At 58.9% G+C, this 16,463-nt stretch carries 7 protein-coding genes and 1 pseudogene; all 8 read right to left on the bottom strand.

Going from position 1 to position 16,463, the window contains the following annotated elements; all coding sequences use genetic code 11:
• Positions 1 to 25: 25 nt before the first annotated feature.
• On the bottom strand, positions 26 to 7,006 hold the full coding sequence (locus EJL04_RS05805) for a CotH kinase family protein (protein ID WP_125104353.1): 6,981 nt from the start codon (positions 7,004 to 7,006) through the stop codon (positions 26 to 28).
• A 2-nt stretch (positions 7,007 to 7,008) separates the two neighbouring features.
• A complete protein-coding gene (locus tag EJL04_RS05810) occupies positions 7,009 to 7,332 on the bottom strand; it encodes a hypothetical protein (RefSeq protein ID WP_125104354.1) in 324 nt (107 codons plus the stop codon).
• On the bottom strand, positions 7,316 to 7,609 hold the full coding sequence (locus tag EJL04_RS05815) for a hypothetical protein (protein WP_125104355.1): 294 nt from the start codon (positions 7,607 to 7,609) through the stop codon (positions 7,316 to 7,318). The genes EJL04_RS05810 and EJL04_RS05815 overlap by 17 nt, the downstream gene beginning before the upstream one ends.
• A 341-nt stretch (positions 7,610 to 7,950) precedes the next feature.
• Positions 7,951 to 11,292, bottom strand: a pseudogene (locus EJL04_RS05820) (hypothetical protein); the annotation flags it as partial.
• Between the two features lie 30 nt (positions 11,293 to 11,322).
• Complete coding sequence (locus EJL04_RS05825) at positions 11,323 to 11,787, bottom strand: hypothetical protein (protein WP_164511724.1); 465 nt, start codon at positions 11,785 to 11,787, stop codon at positions 11,323 to 11,325.
• A gap of 8 nt (positions 11,788 to 11,795) precedes the next feature.
• The gene (locus tag EJL04_RS05830) at positions 11,796 to 15,692 is read right to left on the bottom strand and encodes a hypothetical protein (RefSeq protein ID WP_125104356.1); all 3,897 of its coding nucleotides are present in this window, start codon (positions 15,690 to 15,692) and stop codon (positions 11,796 to 11,798) included.
• Positions 15,693 to 15,743: 51 nt separating this feature from the next.
• Complete coding sequence (locus EJL04_RS16715; protein ID WP_277595994.1) at positions 15,744 to 15,875, bottom strand: hypothetical protein; 132 nt, start codon at positions 15,873 to 15,875, stop codon at positions 15,744 to 15,746.
• Positions 15,876 to 15,967: 92 nt separating this feature from the next.
• Positions 15,968 to 16,459, bottom strand: a complete 492-nt coding sequence (locus EJL04_RS05840) for a hypothetical protein (protein WP_125104357.1) — start codon at positions 16,457 to 16,459, stop codon at positions 15,968 to 15,970.
• Positions 16,460 to 16,463: the final 4 nt, after the last annotated feature.

The following is a 16,463-nucleotide window of genomic DNA, read 5'->3' on the forward strand; positions in this document are numbered from 1 at the left end:
TGGCGCGATGCGTTTCCGTACACGCTTACGCAATCTCGATGGCCGACTTGTACGCGGCCACGCTCTCCGCCCGTACGATTTTGCCGCGGAAGGCCAGGCGCGAGCCGACATACGTGTACGTGAACGACGCATCGTTAATCGCATTCGCATTCGACACACCGCCATTCGCGTACGCATTGTTGAACCCGCGATAGACCACACGGCCTGCTGAAGTGCTTATCCAATACTTGTCACAGTAATGTGTCGAGGACGAGCCGTTCACGCTGCCGACCGGCACCACGGCCATGTACTTGCCGTGCGCCACGGCGGTTATCCACCAGTCGTTGCTGGTCATGCCCTTGATCATCACCTGTGTGCCGTCGGGCAGCCAGATGCGCCACTTGCCGCTGTTCCCGCTGTCGTTGGGGAGGTCTACCCAATCCATCATGTCATATTTGTTGCCGAAGATGTCCTCGTAGCCCAGGCAGCTGGTGTTGTTCACCTGCGTCACGGAGGCTTCGCCGTAGTCGTCCTCGCCCTTGTACCAGGCGTACTGGTGGACAAGGTTGTCTATCATCGAGTTCGTCACGTTCGGGTTTATCTTCGACGCTTCTTCGTAGCCGATGGTGTCCGTCATGCCGTGCCCGGCCGTGCCGCCCGTCACGCGGCTGTTCGTGTGCTGGCCCGCGCCGCACTGCTCCTGGCTGTCCCGGCGACCGTACTTGGCGTAGAACAGGTTGGCGATGCGGAAGTGCATCAGCGCGTCGATCTGCTGCATGCCGCGCTGCTGGCTGTAATAGTGGAAGTCCGTCCAGGACAGGCTCGCGGCCGTACTGCCGCCGGTGATGCAGGCGCGCAGCTTCGAGCCCACGATGCTGCTGCCCACCACCGCACACAGGTGCTCGTCGTTGGCCACCCAGTCGGGTTCCATGTCCTCTATCTTGTCGCTGTTGCTCAGAACAACCTTGTCAAACTCGGCCGTGTTCAGGATTGAGAAATAAAGGAACGCGGCATTCTCCGGCACATCCCTTATCAGGTACATCCCGGCCTCGAAGCGGCTGCTCAGCGTCGGCACGATGATTTCCTCCAGGATGCCGCCGACAGCGTCCGTGAACAGGGAGCCTACCAGATTGCTGCCCGGCACGCCGGGAAACCTGACGCGCTTGTAGCCGGACACCTCCACCTTGCACACCGAGTAGGCGCTGTCGGTGCTGTAGGCGTTCTCCAGACTGCCCTTGCCCGTCATCAGCTTGCGCCCGGACTGGCAGCCGCCGCTGCCCTTGATGTCTTCCAGGGTGAGCACGGTGGCCACCGGCACGTCAGGCATGTCGTCAGGCCCGTTGGAGCTGTAGCAACCGTAGTGCTTGCCGCCGAAGTAGTCGTTTATTCCCTTGCTCCAGAAGAAGGGTTCGTACATCATCCAGTCGCCCTCCGTGCCGTCCAGTTTGGCGGCTGTACCGTCGGCATACTTGTTGCTGTCTGCATCGTCCAGCGGATAGTAAGTCATCTCGCCGTCGAAGTTGTTGGCCGTGGTCTCCACGTTGGCGATGTTGATTGTGCGCGTGGTGGGCTTCTTCGTCACCTTGGCCAGTGCACGGTGCCGTTTCGCCAGGATGGCCGTGATATGGCCGCTGGGCGCGTAGGCGTTGCCGTACTTGTACCCGGTTTCGTTGTCGGGGTTGCTCACGTTCGCGTCGTCGCTCACCGTGTCGTCAAACTCTATCATCGTGTACTGCGGCTGCCGGATGTTCAGCTCGTCGAAGCGCTCCGCATATTTGTTGAAGGTGTCGTCGTCCAGGTACTTCGTCAGCCTGTACGTGCCGACGAGCTTGCACCGCGTGTTCGTGGTGTTTCCGGTTGCGTCGAAGCCGCCAAGCCCTGCCTCGTACCACTCCTTCAGGTCGCTGCCGTCGCCCTCAAGCTCCAGGCCGGTGATGCGGACATATTTCAGCTTGCCTTTCAGCGCGAACATTTCCTTGAACACCGACAGTCCGTCTATGAGGGCACAGTTCTCTATCCAGATGCCGGTCAGGTTCCGCTTGTTGTCAAAAGTTATCGCACTCCACTTTATATACTGCATCGAGCGCAACGTAAGCGTCTGGAAGTTCGCTGGAAGGTGCAGCCTGTTCACCGCAGCTCCCTCGGCAAAGGTGATTGTGCTCAATGCCGTACAGCCCGACGCGTTCACTTCTTCCAAACGGTTACAGCCCGAAAGGTCTAAGCTCGGCAAATTTGTATAATTCACCACGTCCAATTTCCGCAACATTGGCAACTTTGTTCCCAATACAAGTTCGGTCAGAGCATAGGTCTTTGAGCTGTTGCCAAGGACAAGTTCCTCCAATACTGGCAGATTAGGCAACGACATGTCAGTGAAACCTCCCCAGTCACCCAAGTCCAATTTCTTCATCCATTCGCCACCGTATAGATGGAAGATTGTACCGATGTTCGCCATTTGTCCGTAGGTGTAGCTCCATTCAGTGTTTTTTGCGACTGCATCGTGGGTCATCGTATCGCCCTCACGCCTGAACTCAAAATAGAAGTCACGCGCAGGGGTTGCCCTCACAGTCGCTCCTGCCGCGCTGTTACCCTTGAAGCTGATGTCCGTGGCCGTGTATTGCCCAGCACTGTACCGTGCATCAAAAAGCCCCATTCTGTTTGTCACCCACCAATGGCGGTGCGCCTTACGGTTTCCCTGCATGGCCTCCAGATAGGAATATTTCACATTGGTGACACTTCCGTCTTGGTTTACTTCCACGCCCAGCGTCTTAGGCTCTACATATTTGTTTTGGGCATCCAAGTTGTATATGCGCTCGCAGAACTTGGCCGACTGCTCCGTGTCGAACATATTGAAGATTGTAGAGTTCGACATCCGTTCCCTTATGCGCTTGTATGCCGCTTCCAGTTTATCAGGAAATTGCTCACGTAAGTTCTTCCACAGCACACTGTCATGCCCTGCATAGGCATATACGGTCTTTTCGTCCGTACTAAGTTCGGGGTCCGTGGTATTTTCGTCCACATCCCAATTATACTTCAGACGTCCGTCATTACGTACACCAAGGATTGTATCGCAATCGTAAAATATCATGTAGGCAAGCGTCTTGTCCTTGTCCGGGTCATACCAAAACGCCATCATCATGTTCTTCACACGTTGGTCAACACATCCCATAATGTCCGTAAACATATAGTAGTCGCAAAGGTAATCCACATCAAAATAGTCGGCCAGTTCGGCTTTGAATTTCGCTCCATCGTTTTGGGTGGACTTTACCCACGATACAACCCTTTGCAGATTGGTTGGAATTTTCGTGCCGGCCTCATACTGGGCATTGATGTCGTCATCATCAGGGAAGCGTGCCTCAAACACTTTCATCCAATTAGGTGTGCCGTCATCCCCCTTCGTCGTGAAGTCGTCGTCAAGGAACATGCCCATCGGATAGTCGTTGTTCAGGAATTCCCAGCATTCCGTCGGGTTCTGTCCGCCGAACTTCTCCGTCACCCATTCCTGGTCGTGGTAGCCCGGTATGTCCAGGAAGCCGAACACGGCCTCCGTGCTCTTGTCGTTGTTGAAGTTGAACTTGCCAAGGAACTGCGGCGTCTCGTCTGTCGTGCCGCGGTAGAACAGGTAGCACGGCTCGCCGTCTATCGTTGTACGCACGTCGTACTGGTAGCTTTCGTCGCAGTGCTTCTGCGCCGGTGTCAGCTCTCCTGCTGCCGTCAGCACGTTCTGCACAATTTTCGCCATACCGGTATTGTGCGAGGAGGAGCTTTCCGCATAGTCCGCCTTCAGGCAGAAGCAGTCCACCGGGGCGGCCTGTTTCTGTGAGCCGGATGCCGGACGGAACGAGTAGACTGCCTCCTCCTGCAGCTCGCCGCCCACGCCCTGCTCGTCGCAGCCCAGGTAGAGCTGCCCGGCCACTTTCGAAGCGTTCTTGAAGTAGATGCGGTAGTTTTTTATCGGATACGCCAGCGACGACGTGCCTTGCAGGCGGATGCAGCCGCCCACGAGGTGGAAGTTCAGCGACTGGTTGCCCTTCACCACGCAGAGCATGTCGTCCACGTCATACTTCGGGTCTTTGTCGTTGTTCACGGCAGCCTGCAGCACTGTGGCTACTCCGTTGTCCTGCCGCCCGGTGATGATGATATACCGCATCCCGTCGGGCACGCTGTCAACCGTCACGTTCCCGTTCTCGTCTATCACGTCGTTCGCCTCGTACAGAGCCATCATCTCGTCCGTGCTGTCCTGGTCTACCAGATAGGTGTCCAGCACCTGCGCGTCGCTCAGGTATGTGTTGTATGCCCTAATCAGGTACACGTCAGTTGTCGCTCCTTCTGCGCCGAACTCTATGTACGCCGGGGTGGCCTGGTACACGCTGTCCGATGTAGCCCTCTGCACAGAACCCGACATGATGCCGTTGATGAACAAATATACCATCTCGCTGTTCAGCTTCTCGTAGTCAGACGAACCGTCAACGCTCTTAGGGAAGCTTACGAAGGCCACCTCGTACACCTCGCCCGCCGCCATCTTCATCGACAGCTCGCTCTTGCCCCTCGTCACCATACGTGCCTCCTGCGCCGTGATGACGAAGCCGGTTCCGTCCGCATCCATACAGCGTATCACCTCCGCATCTTCGTCCACAACCTCGCTAACCTTGTACTTTACGATGAAGGCCATCGCGTTAGTCACGTTCTGCTCGGGTTGCGCCAGCGGACGGTGACGTACCGTGGCCCTTGCCGTGTCGGTCAGGCGCAAGGCGCCAGCCATCCAGCCGTCGCCGCCCCACTTGAAGCCTTCGAACACTGTCCGGATGCCATTATAAGTCCATTCCTCGCGGTTCACGTCACTGTTGCTGCGTCCCTGCGCCGAAAGTTTCAGCGTCAGGCCGTCCGTCGGCTCGCTGAGGTTCAGGTCGCTCTTCTCCGCGATAAGCCGGAAGTTGTATGTCGTGTCACCCACCACAATCCGGCACTGCTCCTCGCCGTAGTTGGAGGCGCGCAGCGTCAGGCTCTGCGCCGTGAACGGCACGGAGGCGGAAGATGCCAGCGTGCTCCCTACATATACGTCCGCCCGTGTCGGGGTTTCCTTGGGGTTATATGCAGCATATTGCAGCGTGTAGCTGTCGTACTGCTTCGTCGGGATGTAAGGCGTTTGGCCATTTTCGATGACCGACCCGTCCGCATAGTCGAACCTTGCGGACACCAGCGGGGTGTTGTTCCCGGCTTCCCTGACGCCCACGGCGAAGAGGATGCTGTTCGACTTGATGGTGTTGCCGTCCGACAGTTCCAGCTCCACCACGAGCTGCACCGTGTGGGTGCCATGCGCCAGGTTGGTCGTCGCTATGCTGAAAGACCCGTTGGCCGTCGAGCTGGTGATGCTCCTGTCCTCGGTGTCCGTGCCGTCCACATAGCAGCGCAGGGTCTTCGTGCCGGCACCGCTCAGGGCGTAGGGCACGCTGAGAGTCTGTCCTCTCGTTATGGCAGTGGCTATGTTGAACGAGCTGCTCAGCGTGAGCTGCACCACGTTTATGCTCCACGTGACCTGCGCCACCTGCATCTCGGCTCCTTCGCCGACCTCAACACGGACACGCACAGTGTTGGTGCCCACGCCCATATACTTGCTTACGTCTATGGTGTTCGTGCTTCCAGCCGCAACAGTCTGCGTAAGCGTGTTGCTGTTTGCACCTTGCGTGATGGTTACTGTCACGCGCCCCGGGTTGCCCGTGCTCTCGCCCGTTGCCGTGTCCGTCTGGTCGTATTTGTATGCCAGCTCCACCTTGTCTCCCAGCTTCACCGTCTTGTTCGGGGTGACGCGCGTCAGGCTCACCCTCGTCGTGGCAACGGTGCCGCCACCGCCGCCTCCAGTGAACATGTCTGTCGTGCTGACCACCTCGCCCGCCTCGTTCAGCAGGCTCACGGAGTAGGCCTTGTCGTCTCCCTCGCCTATTTCGTTCAGCTGCAGGGCCGCGCCGTAGGTGGACGCCTTCTCGTTTATCTTCGCCGCCACGCCCTTGCCGCTCACCGGGTTCGTAGAGTTCTCGTTCACGGCCTGGTCCACCTCCACCACCGGGATGTCCAGGCTGGCCACTCCCTGGCCGTCAGGGGCCAGCTCCTCGGTGGACGTGCCTTTCGTCACCCTGATTCTCTTTATCGCGTCACCGCCGCCGTAGCGGTTCCACGCCGAGGCTGTCAGGAAGGACGAGGTGTCAGTCCCCTCAAAGCGGTAGTCCTCCCATTTGCCTGCGCCGGCCTCGAATGTTATCACCATGCCCGGCTTCGCCTCGTCAGCTATGTCGGCGCCTGCCAAAGCCGCCACGGCCGTCTCCTTCGTGTAGTAGCCGGATGGGAGCGGGTGCAGCTGCGTCACGTTGTAGAAACCGCTGCCGCTTCCGCCGCCGCTTGCCTTCACAAGGTCATTCTCCTCGTCGCTCCACACATAGAGCGTGTCGCCGCAGATGTACGTCTTGTCCTTCAGGGCCTCGTAGTCCGACCCGTTGTACAGGCCGCTCTCCGCCCATTCCGTATACCAGCCCTTGTCGTTTACGAGGAATTGCCTACGGCTTGTGCAGTAGACCACATCCTCCGCCGGGTAGCTCTTGTCTGTGCTGCCGTTCAGCGTCGGGTCTTCACCCAAGTCGTCCACGATACTCCCGAACCTCGCCGTCGCACCTTTCAAGGCGGCCTTGGCCGTGCCTTCGTATGACGTCGCGGCCTCGTTCGCCTTGCCCGCGGCCGCCGTGGCAGCCTCCGCAGCCGCGTGTGCCGTTTCGGCCGCTCCCTCGGCCACCATCGCCGAGTTCTCCGCCTGCCGGGCCATACTCGCGGCGTCGCTCGCCGCAGTCTCCGCCTTCGCCGCCGCGTCCTTCGCCGGTTTCTCCAACAGCTCTATCGGCACGCTCACCACTTTCTCGCCCTTCACGCCGGGCAGCGAATTCACCCCGTTCAGCGAGGTCACCGTTTCCAGTTCCTGCACGCCCTGGCTCTCCGCCTTCATCGCGTTGAGCACCTGCTGTATGTCTTCCTGTGTCATGGCCATAGTCAATTCGTTTTATATTGGTTGAACTTCTTTCTCGTCTCCAAGTAGCCCGCCTCGCACTCGTGGGCGTATGCCTCACGCTCGAAGCTGATTGCACGGTACGCCGCCTTCGCGTCGCCAAGCCGCGCCAGGCGCCACAGCCACTCCAGCACGTACAGCAGGTAGAAAAGCACATACAAAAGTTCCTTCATCTGCGCAGTGTGGATGGCCTCGTGGTTATAGTCCGTGGCCGACATCGTGCAACCCTCGCGCACGAACAGCACGCCCAGCAGGTTCACGCACTTGTAGCCCTTGAAGGGGATTACCTTGTTATATAGCACTTTCATCGCATCCTCCTTCCTTCTGCTCCGTTTGCGCGCGCAGCCCGTCGATGAACGCCGGCGTACAGTAGCGCTCAGCCACGTCTTTCATCAGCCGCACTTCCGCGTCCGTGTACTCCTCCGTTCCATCGCTCTTGTATATTTTCATCGCCAAGGCGTGGGCGCGGATGCCGTTCACCATCGTGTAGATTATGTCGGCAAAGCTCTCCCTTGCGTCACCTGTCTGTTTGTGCAGGCCGTTTATGCCTGTCGGCACGGTAAAATGTTTGAAGTCTATTCTCATGCGTTTATTCCGTTAAATCCGTCTATTGAATATATGGCGATTTTGCCCTTGCCGTCCTGGAACTCTATCCTGTCCGCGCTTATCATGCACAGGTTGCCCAGCATATCCTTTATGTGCACGCCGTCTATCGCGTCTATGCGCACCTCATGCCCGACTCCGCGCAGGTACATCGTTGACACGCGACCCATTGTGTCTGGGTCTGTCTCGAAATGAAGCTCAAACAGGTCTGTACGGTCTTCGCCGTTGGGCTTGCCGGTGTATTCGTCCACAGACGACGGCCCTATCATTTTTATGTATCCTTCTTTGGCGTTTATCACTATCGAGTTGCCGTATTCCTTGTCTTCCGACTTGAATGTGCCGTTCGCCTCAACGCTGCCGTCCTCCAGTATCTTGAAGTTTTCGTTCGCCGTCACAAGGCCTTCAAGTGATATGTTGGCGGCGGATATTTTTATGTCGGACGCAGTCTGTTCCACCATCGACACGATATTTCCGTCCGCATCAAAGGCATACAGTTTGTTGGCCATCGCGGTGGTTACCAGGCCAGCCTTGTTCTTTAGTTGCCCGTCTTCGTCGAAATACTGCGACATCATCTCGTTGTACTTCGCCGTGGTGATGATGCTTGACGACTCGATGACGTTCCCGTCCTTGTCGAAGTTCGCCGCGGCTATCTTCACCAGTTTCTCGGACTGCTCGAACAGGGTCTTGTACTTGTAGGCCAGGGCTTCGGCCCTGTCCGTGCTCAGCACCAGCATGTACAGGTATATCTCGCCCGTGAACGCCAGCTTGAAGTCGCCCGTGCCGTTCCACAGCCCGCTGTGGTTGAACACCTGGTAGCCGTCCGTCACGCCCAGCTCGCCGTCGTAGCTGAACTCGTTGAAGTTCTCGAACCCGGTCTTGTCCAGCCCCTCGAACCGGATGGTCAGCCGCCCGGCCTTGGCCACGCGGTAGAAGAAGCTCAGGTACACCGCCTCAGGCTTCTTCTGCCCCTCGTTGTTCACGTCGGTGTAGTCGGGGATGAAGCGGAAGTTCGCGTGCTTCTGCAATATGTACTTGTTCCTTATATATACGGTGGTGCGACCGCCGTCGGTCTTCACGCTGGCGTAGCTCCGCTTGTCGGACAGCGGCGCGCCGTTCGCCCATATCCATTTGCTGCCGAGCAGGAAGAAGGTGGCCTCGTTCTCGGTGTCCCATTTGTTCATGCCGTCGCCGAACGACGCATTGTCCAGATAGCTCCGGTCTTCGGTGAAGTCCTTGCGCAGCCCCTCCACGGCGCTCTCTATCTTGCCCTCGGTTATCTCGAACCGCGTCAGGATGTCCTCGCCGGTGGTCAGCACGAACGTGCCCATCAGGTACACGTTGTCGCCGTAAAGGCCGTTGCCGTGGGGCTGGTTGTCTGCAGGGAAACGGCTGTCGCTGATGCCGTCCAGGTTGCCAAGCCGCACGCGGAGGCAGCCGTCGAAGTTCTTGGCGCTCACGCCGTCCAGCACGTCCACCCGCGGCTGCCCGTCCTCGGTGGCCGCGATGGAGATGAGGTTCTGGCGCAGCCGGTCCGCCGTGTTGCCCATCAGCACGCACTCGTCGCCCTCCTTGGGTTCCACGCCGCCGAACTCGCCCACGGGCACGGTGACGCCTTCCCCGTCCGAGGCGGAGATTTCCACCCAATAGCCGCGCAGGGAGGTGCCGGTGAACTCCGCGCAGCGCATCAGGTCGTGCGCCGCGAACTCGTTTTCCTGCTCGAAGGTGATCCTGTAGTTGTCGCCGTCCTTGGTGACGGTCTTTATCTTTCCGTTGGCCGCGCTGACCACCAGCTGGCCGCCCACGCTGCGTACCTTCTCTATCAGCAGTTCCAGGGCCACCAATGTCTGCCGGATGGTCACCTTGTCGATGGTCAGGTTGCTCAGCCCGGTCAGCGCGTCCATCCACAGCTGCCAGCCCTCGCCGGTCATGCCGTCCACGAACTTCACCGAACGCAGCAGCTCCCGGATGACCGCCGTCAGCCATTCGGCGTTGCCGTCGCCGTCCACCGCCGCGCCGCTCTCCCCGGCCTTGTACTTGCCGAAGTCCGCGCCTTTCAGGAAATGGATTTTCTCCTGCGCCGTGTCCTCGCGCAGCCTGCTCAGGGCTTCCTTCAATGTACGACGCGCCGAGAACACGTTGTTATCCGTCGGATAGGTGCTGTCCCAGCTGCGTATCAGGTCGGGGAAGCTCCCCGACGTGGCGGTCTTCACGTAGTTCTTCGCGTCGGTAATGCTGTCGCCTATGGCCTCCATCGCGCCGGTGCTCGTCGCGTCGCAGACCTCGATGTCCATCTGCGAGGGCAGGTTCACCTTGCGCGTGACCTTGGTGATGCGGCTGCTGCGGAAACCGGTTTCCGGGAAATACTTTTCGCTTTCCAGGCGCACGCGGCGGCCCACGTACAGGTCGATGCCGTTCTCCTCGATGTACACGTGGTCGGTCGGGGCCTTGTAACGGCTCACGTCGATGGCGTGCTCTTCGTTGTACTTGTCCACCGCTTCCTTGAACTCCTGCTCGGCCAGCGGATAGTATTCGTCCGGCATGCGGATGTTCCACAGGATGTACTTGTCGCCGGGCTTCGGGCTGAGCGTGTCGTTCGGAAGCTGCGTGTCGTCGTCATACGGCCATGTCGTTATCAGCTCGAACTCGTGGGTGTCGCTGTTATAATTGGCCTCGAAATAGTAGGTGCCATCCTCCTCGTCGCCCAAGCCGGCCAGTTCCGAGCCCTCCTGGAAGGACACTCGCTTCACCTTGCCGCCTATCTCGTAGCTGTTCGGGTCGAAGCCCAGGCTGTTGTCCTTGAAGTAGAATATCTTGAACGGGTTGCCGTCCTCGTCCTTCACCTCCTCGCTGCGCACCGAGCTGACCGTGCCGGTGCGCTTGGGGTAGATGTCGGAGAAGGCATCCGCTTCGTAATGGTGCCATACGCCGTACTTCTCCACGTTCACGTCCACGTGCTTCACGCCGCCGGGAAGCTGCAGGCGGCTGTGCCCGTATTTCTCCGGGTCGATGTTCTTGCTGCTGCCTATCGGGTACAGCCGGGTGTAGAACTTGGCGTTGTCGGCCATGTCGCACTCCAGGCCTGTCAGCCCCTTGCCGTAGCCCAGCGCCACTTCCTCCCCATGCTCGCAGCGGCACACGTTCACCGTCTGGCCCTCGCACCACCATTCGGCCCGGTTCCCGGCTTTCTCGGCCACTTCCTTCAGGGCCTCGTCGCAGTACTTGCCCTCGTAGTCGATGACGATGTTGTCCGTGCCTTCCACTGTGCCGACCTTCCAGTCGGTGGTGTTGTCCATGCCGTTGTTGATGCTCCTGACGATGAGGGCCACGTGCTCCCTCGGCGGCGCGGTCAGCGTGAACACGGGTTCGTCCGCCCCGTCCGTGTCGTTCAGCACGAGGAAGCGTCTCAGCAGGCTCTCGATGCCGTAGAGCTTCACGTCGTACTTCCACTCCACGGTCGACACCTGCTCCGGCTTGTAACGCTCCATGAGCCAGTACCGCTCGCCCATGAACTCGGCATAGTCGTTCACCTCCAGCGCGATGTGCTCGTACAGGGTGAACGACAGGGTGAGCACATTGTCACCCTGCAGTTCCTTCGCCTGCGTCGAGTTGTCGTCGCAGGGCACCTGTGTCTTGGCTGTGCCGTCGCTTCCGTATATCGTTATCATAATGCCGTTCAAATGCAGTTATATTGTCGTTCAAATCCCCGGCTTCGGTTCCCGGAAGGTCACGTAGAACCGGCTGGCCTGTTTCCCCGCCTGCCACAGGTAGGTCAGGGGTTCGTAATCGCTGCTTTCTTTGTAAAAAACGTGCAGCATCATGTCGAGGTCGGGAAAGCGGATGTCCAGCCACCCGTCCTCGCCCTGTTTCAGGAACGAGATGAACGCCTTGTACCGTGACAGCCACTCATCCCGCGTGTCCGCATACAGGGCGAAGTACAGCTTCACGTCCCGCGCCTGGTTCCTCACGTCCAGCGCGGACGAGTATTTCTCGCCGTCCTCCTCCCGGATGTCAACCGCCACGTGGGTCTTCGTCTTCGCCGGGGCCATGATGGCCTTCAGGTTGTTCCGGTCGCCACGTTTCTTCTCCACCAGGAAAGCGCCGTATACCTTCCAGATGTCCGTGCCGTTGATGAGCACCTTGCCTCCAAGTATCGCGTCCATTGCCATAGTCACTTCATTTTAAGTCCGTCCCTGATTATTTTCTTGATGTCATCCTTTATCTCGCCCAGATGCTTCGCGCTGTTGCCCGTGTTCTCCTCTATCCGCCGCAGGCTGTCCACAGCAGTGCCCATCTGCGCACTTACGTCCTGCATCTTCTCGTCCATGCTCGACAGGTGCATCGCACTCGTCGTCCATAGCCCCTCTAATTTTGTGCCCTGCTCCTGGCTCATCGCCGTGTACGCCCCGGCCCTGCCGCTCTGCGACGTACCGTAGCTCCCGGGATCTATCATGCCTGAGTCCGTCATGGCCTCGCGCCATGATTCCGCCTTGTCCGCTATCGCCGAGTTCATCGCCTCTATATGGGCCTTCTCCTCCTCACTTATGCCGTCGGCCGCAGCGTCGGCTATGTATTCGTACAGCTCCTTGATGTCGTCCTTCAGCTCCTCGTTCACGAAACTCTCTATAAGCGCGTCCGTCACAGTCTCGCTTATGAAGTCGCCGAGTTCCTCCGTTATGTCCTCAGCGCTCCTCACCATCTCCTTGTACTTCTCCAAGAAGCCGTCCCACGTGTATCCCGTCAGCTTCTCGTTCAGCGCGTCCGTCAGCTCCTCCAGCGTCCCCGCGCGCTCTATGTATTCCTCCACCGCACTTTTCGGGTTCTTGTGGCCGTCGCCGCTGAACAGCTTTTGCCATTCCTTCGGGTTCGAGTCCCTTAGCAGCTCCATCTGCTCCGGCGTCAGGTTCCACAGGTCGCCCGTGCTGTCCACCGTTATGTTGAAGCCGTTTTTCCTGAGCGTCTCCGTGAAGGCGTCCCAGCCCTCCCAGCCGCTGTCCGGCGAGTGCTTGTTGAAGCTTCCTTTGCCGCCCAAACCGAGGAAGCCGTACCCCGTGTTCGTCCAGGCTGACGCCAGTCCCTTGATGATGTTCCGCTGGTTCTCCTCCCACTCAAGCTCCGCTTTCCGCGCGTCGTTGTAATAGTCTATGCTCTCGGCGTTCGTGTTGTCACCTTGCCCTATGCGCTCTGCAAGGCTGTCTATGCTCTCGCGCAGGTACTCGTTGCTCTCCGTCAGGCGGTTCACCGTCTCCATCACCTCCTTGTCGTTGCCGCCGAGCCACGAGCCGAGGCCGCCGAACGTAAGGGAGTCGAGGATGTTCCCCACGCCATTGACGACTGACTGCATGGGCTTGGTTATTATGCCGCCGCTAAGCACGTCGTCAAGCACGCCGCTGACAGAGCCAAGCACAGTATCCATGAGGCTTGACACTATTCCGCCGATGCCGTCCTGCGCCAGCATGTCGAGCAGTCCGAGCACTGCCGATATGATTTCTCCGGCAAGCCCGCTGTCGCCAAGCGCTGCAGTGAGGGTCTTGGCAGCCTCGCTGTCCTTGCCGAGGAGCGACTGGAAACCTTTTGCCAAGGCATTGCCGGCCTGGGCCGTCAGCTTGTTGTCGCCGAAAAGGCCGTCAAGCTTCATCAAGCCTTGGCCTATGCCTTGCAGGTTTCCCGAAGTCAGGCCGCGCAAGCCCTCGCCGAGATTGTCGAACATCGCCTTTGCCTCCGTAGCGGACGAGTTGAGGGCGGCCGTGGTCTCCTGTACCTGCCCGCCGAAAATCCGCACGTCCTCGGAAGCGGCGTCAAATGCCTCGTGTGCCTTGTCTACGTTTTCCTGCGCGGAGCGTATGCCCTCCTCGCCGCGGTTTTCATTGCGTGCGGTTTCAAGCTCTTTTTCAGCTTTTACGAGGTTTTCTTCGGCGGCGCGTGCGGCATCTACGGCCTTGGAGTATCTGCCCATCGCCTCCTGGTATGCCGACAGGTCGTCGGACACACGTTTGAATATGTCGCTGTCCCATGCCGTGCCGGAGCGCTCCAGTTTCTCTATCAGGGAATAAAGGATTTGCTGCTCCTCAAGGCTCGACTGTCTGAACGTGTCACTTTGAGCCATGCGGCGTAAGCGGTCTATCGTAGGTTGCAGCTGGTCTTTGAACATCGTGCCGAAGTCCCCGAACACGCTGCCCCAGTCAACCTGCTGCCTGACGGCGTTTATCTCCACCTGCTGCAGGGCGCGGTCACGGCCGGCGACGAGCGACAGGCGCTCGCCCTCATTCTGTGCGTTCCTTATCTTTTCCGCGTATTCCTCTGCGATGGCCAGCTTCTGCTGCTGGTAGGTACCATATTCCTTGAGGTAGTTCCGCATGGCCCGTGCCTCCGAAGCGTACACCTCCTGTGTCTTGTGCTCCTGTTCCTTTGCGGCGTTGTCGCGCGCCTTCTGCAGCGCATCCGCCTGCTCGTCCGTCAGGCCGTCCGCACCAAGCCCGGCAAGTCCGGCCTCCTTGTTCTTTTTCCTGAACTCGGTCTCCTGCCTGTCTATCTCTGCAATGCGTTGTTTATAGTCGTTGTCGATTTCGGCCAGTTTCTTCTGCGTGCCGTCTTGCATCAGGGCTGTCTCGTCGTCCTGGTTCTGACGCTGCAGGGCGAGCAAGTCCTTGTCAAGGTCTTCACGGGCCTTCAGGCGTTCCTTGCCGAGACGCTCTTCTTCTTTCGCGCGTCTCTCGGCCTCACGCTCCGCTTCCTTCCTGTCCTGCTCGTAGGATGCGCCCTGCGTGGTCTTTTCCACTGCGGACTGGCGTTTCAGGATTTCATCTTCATAAGACTGCATGGTGGCCTCGTTGCGCTTATAGTTCTCGTTATGGCGTTGCCAGCGCTCACGCCGCGTCTCGAAGTCATCGATAACTTTTGCGTATTTTTCATACCGTTCGATGGCCTCGGGGTCTATCGCCACGCCGGACTGCGCCCTCGTATGGGCATCAGTCTTGGAGAAGGCATATTGGTTGCGGTCCGCCTTGCCTTGTGCGCTGTTCATGTACGCTACCGCATCGTCGTACGCCTTCTTGTTCCTTGACATATAGTTGTAGTCGGCCTGCGAGCCGCGCAGCTCGTCCACGTTCTTTGACGCGAGGTCTTCCAACCGTTCCTGATAAGCCCTCGCATAGGCGGCGGACATGATGTCTTGCGTCAACTGGCGGTACGCGGCGGAGGCGTTGCCCGCCAATATGGCCTCCTGTGACAGGCTTCCGAAATAAGCCGGGTACTGTGACTGCAGTTCCTTGACCGCCGCCGTCCTGTCACGCATCGATGCGTTGGCGTTCTGGGTCATGGCGTAGAGTACGCGCAGCCCCGCCGTCTCCTTTGCTGCGGATGTCCTTGCGTCGGCCATCGACTTGTTCAGCCTCTCCTGCTCGCGCCGTGTTTCCTCCAAGGCGTCCTTTGACTTGAACAGGCTGCCCACCCAGCTTGCAATCTCCTTACCGTACATGGACAGAACGGTAATGGCCACCATCAGGGCGGTCTGCCATGAGAATATTGACGATATGAGCTGCCGCCATACCGGTACGGTGCTTTGGCCTGAGGCCTTCAGTTCCTCGTTGGCCGCCTTGGCGCGCTTTATCTCGTCTGTCAATACAGGCAGGTTGTTGCTTATGGCGAGAAAGAACATATTGAGTCCCATAGTAGCTGCAGGGAGTTCCCTCGCTATCTGCTGGACGCTCATGTGCAGGCCGTTGTACTGCCGCCCGGCTTGTGTCGCACCGGTCGGGACGGTATCCGTATTCTCCGCCGTCTCGTCAAGCTGCCGCAGCTGTTCCTGAAGCTCCTTTATCTTCGATTTCAGGGCTTCCATTGCGGATATGTTCTTGCTTTGGTCGAGGTCGGGAACGGCGGTCTCGGCGGTTTTCTTCATTTCGGAGAGCTGCGCATTAAGTGCGGCTATGGCCGTGCTGAGGATGCGCACACGCTCCCCCGTGCCGGACGCCTTGCCCATCAGCGCGTCCAGCTTGTGCTGCATGGTCTCCAGTCCCGCACTCATGCGGTCTTTCAACAGTATCTCTATCTCTACAGGTTTTGCCATAGTCTTTCTCGCCTCGTCGTATTCGGCCCATTGGGCTTAACTCTTAATTCTTCACTTCTTCAGGTTACTCTGGAAAAATCCTACTATTTCGTTCGCCTCGTCCTCCGCGCTCTTGCCGCCGTCTTTTTTGCGCACGTAGCGCGGCGCGTCCGCAAGCATCATTATCAGCGTCTGGTAGTTCACGCCCTCAAGGATGTAGCCCACGCTCCAGCCCGTCGCCGCCGCTATCTGCCATACAAACCCAAAGGGGCTATGGGACGGCTCGTACACCGTCTTTAACTCCCCCTCCTTCTTCGGCTCAGCCTCGGCTTCATCGGGTTCGTCCGTTCCGCCGACCTGATAATACTCGTAAAAGGGTCAGTACCAAGCAGCAGCACGAACTTCCGCATGCACGCCATGAGGTACCGTTGCTCCATCATGTTCCTTATCCACCATGCCGTGGGCCGCACGAGCAGCTTCCGCCATAGCCATCCGCGGCACAGGGTGTAAGCCACCATCAGGCTCAAGTCCTTGCCGTGGGCCGCGATGAAGGCCATCTCCTCCTCCTTGGTAAATTTCTCCATCTCCGCCGCAGTCACGCCCAGGCGCAGGTACACCCTCGACAGCCTTATCAGTCCGCCCAGGCGCGGGCGCCGCATCATGGCCCGCAACCGCAGCGGCTTCTTCCGGAACGGTATGCGCACTTCCTTCAAGGGGACGGACACGCCGCCGTCAAGCAGCGCGGCCGCCCCCTCGGCCTCTATCATGCGTGCAGTCTTAGCGTCCATAAAG

This window comes from Prevotella marseillensis (assembly GCF_900625065.1).
Taxonomy (GTDB): Bacteria; Bacteroidota; Bacteroidia; order Bacteroidales; family Bacteroidaceae; genus Prevotella; species Prevotella rara.

Excerpts from the sequence above, each read along its gene's own strand:
- EJL04_RS05805 (WP_125104353.1), bottom strand. The coding sequence starts at position 7,006 with ATGGCCATGACACAGGAAGACATACAGCAGGTGCTCAACGCGATGAAG.
- EJL04_RS05810 (WP_125104354.1), bottom strand. The coding sequence starts at position 7,332 with ATGAAAGTGCTATATAACAAGGTAATCCCCTTCAAGGGCTACAAGTGC.
- EJL04_RS05815 (WP_125104355.1), bottom strand. The coding sequence starts at position 7,609 with ATGAGAATAGACTTCAAACATTTTACCGTGCCGACAGGCATAAACGGC.
- EJL04_RS05825 (WP_164511724.1), bottom strand. The coding sequence starts at position 11,787 with ATGGACGCGATACTTGGAGGCAAGGTGCTCATCAACGGCACGGACATC.
- EJL04_RS05830 (WP_125104356.1), bottom strand. The coding sequence starts at position 15,692 with ATGGCAAAACCTGTAGAGATAGAGATACTGTTGAAAGACCGCATGAGT.
- EJL04_RS05840 (WP_125104357.1), bottom strand. The coding sequence starts at position 16,459 with ATGGACGCTAAGACTGCACGCATGATAGAGGCCGAGGGGGCGGCCGCG.